General features: G+C 44.4%; 5 protein-coding genes. 2 read left to right on the top strand and 3 right to left on the bottom strand.

Features of this window, described 5'->3' with window-relative positions; all coding sequences use genetic code 11:
* The first annotated feature begins 318 nt into the window (after nucleotides 1-318).
* Entirely contained in the window at nucleotides 319-1113 is a 795-nt protein-coding gene (locus ASV53_RS23025) for a LysR family transcriptional regulator (protein ID WP_094958849.1), read from the top strand.
* A gap of 129 nt (nucleotides 1114-1242) precedes the next feature.
* Here ASV53_RS23025 and ASV53_RS23020 read toward each other — a convergent pair whose 3' ends face one another.
* The gene (locus ASV53_RS23020) at nucleotides 1243-2403 is read right to left on the bottom strand and encodes an MBL fold metallo-hydrolase (protein WP_094958848.1); all 1161 of its coding nucleotides are present in this window, start codon (nucleotides 2401-2403) and stop codon (nucleotides 1243-1245) included.
* A gap of 110 nt (nucleotides 2404-2513) precedes the next feature.
* Between ASV53_RS23020 and ASV53_RS23015 the strand changes: the two genes are divergently transcribed.
* The gene (locus ASV53_RS23015) at nucleotides 2514-3137 is read left to right on the top strand and encodes a TetR/AcrR family transcriptional regulator (protein WP_094958847.1); all 624 of its coding nucleotides are present in this window, start codon (nucleotides 2514-2516) and stop codon (nucleotides 3135-3137) included.
* Nucleotides 3138-3151: 14 nt separating this feature from the next.
* On the opposite strand, the gene map is transcribed toward ASV53_RS23015, so the two are convergent.
* Entirely contained in the window at nucleotides 3152-3925 is a 774-nt protein-coding gene (map, locus tag ASV53_RS23010) for a type I methionyl aminopeptidase (protein ID WP_094958846.1), read from the bottom strand.
* Nucleotides 3918-4124, bottom strand: coding sequence for a ParD-like family protein (locus ASV53_RS23005; protein ID WP_094958845.1), 207 nt, complete (start codon nucleotides 4122-4124; stop codon nucleotides 3918-3920). Before ASV53_RS23005 ends, map begins: the two co-directional genes overlap by 8 nt.
* Between the last annotated feature and the right edge of the window lie 50 nt (nucleotides 4125-4174).

Raw genomic sequence — 4174 nt, 5'->3', positions numbered from 1 at the left:
GCATTAATTACACTTGGATTTTGACAGCTCTGGAGGATCGTTCAACCGATCATATTTACGCTAACTGATCGGCATTACCCCTGCACCAGGGGTTTTAAATAGTACATCATCACTTGTATCCTCTAGTTCAGCATAAAATGCTTTGCCGACTTTGCCTTGGGCGATGTATTGACCAAATAAAGTGAAGTCGAGCAGGCTGGTGTTAACCCCATAAGATGGCGATGTCGTGCCGTCAGATGTTTTCGCGATCTCGATAGGGTCGTGACCTCCGATCTCTTGGTGAAGATCGCTCAGTAACTGCTCGAATCTATTCTCAATATGATCAATTCAGATCTACTCAAAAGTTTTATCGCTGCCGCTGATACGGGTTCATTCAGTGCCGCAGCACGCCAACTTGGCCGCCAACAGAGCACAATCAGTAGCAACATTGCCAAACTTGCACTTGATAGCGCTGAGCGGTTTGAAAATAGCGCGGCATTAATTTCTGCAGGCTCGCCAGTGTCGCTGACGATTGCGTTTGATGAAGATTTACCGTTAACGCCTTTCATGGGTTGGCTGCAACACATCCATAAACAGTACCCGATAATGCAATTAAAATTATTGCGTAAACCGAGTACTCAAATTTTTGAGTTAGTTAAAAATAACCAAATTGACTTGGCGCTTACCCCTAGTTTAGAAAGTAATTCCAGCTTTTATGAATTCACTGCAGTTGGGCATATCTGCTACATGTTTGCTTGCGGCAAGCAGCACCCATTTCGTCATAAGCGACAAATTAGCAATGATGATTTAGCGACATCAACGCAAGTTGTTGCCTCCTCAATGTTAGAAAGCCAACTCGTTCAAACGGTGGCAATGTCATCGCACCGTTGGTATTGCGAAGGATACGATACCTTACTGGCAGCCTTACAAGTGAATATTGGTTGGGCATTTATCGCGGTTGATCAATCGGCACCGTTACCTGAGGGGATCGTTACCTTTAAGCCTGACTTTTCTGCCACACAACATCGTGCTCAATACGATATAATTTGGCAAAAAAACAAAATACTATCAGACACTAAACGTCAACTACGTGACCAGCTCGCAACGGTTGTCGCAAACTTGAGTCGGCATTGACAGTAAAGATTCACCGCGCCTGATGAATCTAACCTGATTTTAGCTAAACATAAGTAAAAAAGGAGAGCACATAAGCTCTCCTTTCTAATTGCTCGTTTTGGTTACAAGGCGTTAGTGACCCAGCCTTAATTACCTTGCTTCATTCATTACCAATGATTGTTCTGGCTGATTGATCCTTTTCCACCAGTAGTCTGTTGTTACCGCTTGCGAGAAATCCAAACTGTCTCCAACCATAGGTGTCACAAGGGTCGCACCATGCATGCTCGCTTCTTCAATCAAATCATTCACGGGTTCATCCCAACGGTGCAAGAACAACTCATAGGTAGACCAGTGTACGGGAAACAGTTTCTCCGCTCGCACATCAAGGTGCGCCTGCATGGTATGGGAGGCTTGCATATGCCCCCAGCCCTCAACGGGATACCCTTTCCCATCTTTCACGTTGGCTGCTACTTCAATGAAGGATAAATCAAACGGCCCTAAACGCTCACCGATCTCGGAAAAATGCTCACCGTATGCGGTATCGCCACTGTAAAAAACGCTGCCCGCATCAGCCTGAATAGCCCAAGATGCCCACAAGGTTTTATTACTGTCGAATAGACCACGTCCTGAATTATGATTAGCTGGCGCAGCTGTTAAGGTCACGCTGTTGATCTCTTTATGCTCCCACCAGTCAAGCTCATCAATCAAGTTAGGATCGATGCCCCAGCCTTCAAGGTGACGACCCACGCCTAAAGGCACTAAGAAACGCACACCTTTATCAGCAAAGTAACGAGCCGTAGATTCTTCAAGGTGATCATAGTGGTCATGCGAAATAACAATTACATCAGGCAATGGCAGATCTTCACGCTTAATAGGCGCTTCAACATTACGTTTAAACAAGCCAGAAAATGCCGCTGGCGCTGCATAATCAAACACAGGGTCGATCAGGATTCGGGTGCGGTCGACTTCCACGAGCAAAGAGGAATGCCCTAACCAAGTGACACGCAATGCATCACTCGGTGTCGCCAATGCAGCTACATCTACCGCGTTATAAGGTAAAGCCTGAGCTGGCTTCATTTGGCTACGTTCGGCAAAAAAGCGCCACATTAGCTTTGCCATGCCTTCATCCGTATCCACCTTGACCATGTTCGAAATAACTTTGCCATCTTTAAATTGAGGCGATTGAGCAATACGTTCTTGGCGAATGTCTTCGCTTCTTACCAAATCGCCCGTAACGTTGCCACCAGCAGCACCAGCTAGGCCTAGTACGCCTAAAACAGAAATCAACGATGTCTTCACTACTGTGTTCATAATTGCAGCTAGCCTCAAAAGTAAACGATGGTGTATACTTTCAATATTATTGGTTTTCACATAAAAGTAAACACAACCGTTTACTTTTATTTTTGGCAAAAAGGCGATTTATGGCTAAAGTGGCTGAAATTAAACAAGAAAATATTATTCGTTCAGCGATAAATATTTTTGCTGAAAAGGGCTTAGAGCAAGCAAGTATGGAGGCGATAGCTAAACAGGCTGAGGTATCTAAACGTACTTTGTATAAGTATTACCCGACCAAAGACAGCTTATTTTCAGTGATTGTCGATAGGTTACTTGATGGCTGTAAGGTAATGAAAACCTTAACCTTTGACGCAGATGTAGAGATTAGGTCGCAACTCGTTGCGATTGCCCAAAAAGAAGTGACGCTGCTGTGCCAAATGGAATTTCTCACGCTATCACGCATGGTGATGACTGAGTGTATTCGCTCAAATGTGATCGCTAATATCATGCTAGAAAGATTACAGAACCTCGAAGGGGGTTACAGCTTTGAGCAGTGGATCGAAAACGCCAATGCCACCGGTAAACTTGCTGTTCCTCATCCGCAGATTGCCGCAGAGCAATTTTTTGCCAGCTTAAAAGCCGTTGTTTTTTGGCCTCAAATTTTGATGCACCAGCCTATCGCGTCAGAACAACAACAACAGCTGGCAATCACATGCGCGGTAAATCAATTTTTAGCGGCCTACGCTGTAAAACAACCTATCAGTCACTAAGGTAATCGAACAAATTACTCGCGCTCGTTCGGGCGCAGAGTTAATATTTCAACCCCATCGCTTGTTACTGCCACTGTATGTTCCCACTGTGCTGATAATTTCTTATCACGGGTCACCACAGTCCAGCCATCTTTTTTGGTTTTGGTACGGTGCGTTCCTTGATTGATCATTGGCTCTATCGTAAACGTCATGCCTTCTTTGAGCACCATACCCGTACCTGCGCGACCAACATGTAGCACTTGCGGATCCTCATGCATTTCTTGGCCAATACCATGACCGCAATATTCACGAACTACGCTATAGCCATGGCTTTCAGCATGTTGCTGTACCGCATGACCAATATCCCCTAAACGCGCACCAGGTTTTACCTGTTTAATCCCTTTCCAAAGCGCATTATAGGTTTCTTTTACCAACTTACGCGCTTGCGGCGAAACATCACCAATCATGTACATTTTACTGGAGTCAGCAATATAGCCATTTTTCTCTAAGGTAATATCAAGATTAATAATGTCGCCGTTTTTCAAAGCTCGGTGAACCTGTGGCATACCATGACAAATCACATCATTAATCGACGCGTTAAGCACATAAGGGTAATCGTACTGCCCTTTACTGGCAGGGCGTGCACTTAACGTATTCACAATGTAATCATCTACCCGATCATTGATTTCCATGGTAGTCACACCAGCCACCACAAAGCTGTCTAGCATGGTGAATACATCGGCTAGCAAGCGGCCTGATTCGCGCATCAGCGCTATTTGCTCTGGTGTTTTAACAACAACATTAATCATTGATCAGCCCTTGTAGTGTTAGTGATTCACTCAAAAGTAATTTACGGACTAGTTCGTTATAAGAGAGCGTTGGGTTGAGCTCGGCCATCATGCCCATTTTTATCCAAAACTCAGCTTGAGAATTAATAGAACGCGACATTGCACCACTGGCTTTACGAATTTCTTCATGCAGTTCTTCTGAAATTTTAACGATTCCCATCGTGAACACCCTGATACTTTTCATATATGATTTATATATAAATCATATAC

The organism is Photobacterium sanguinicancri (assembly GCF_002265265.1).
Taxonomy (GTDB): Bacteria; Pseudomonadota; Gammaproteobacteria; order Enterobacterales; family Vibrionaceae; genus Photobacterium; species Photobacterium sanguinicancri.
This window is presented reverse-complemented; position numbering and strand designations above follow the sequence as displayed.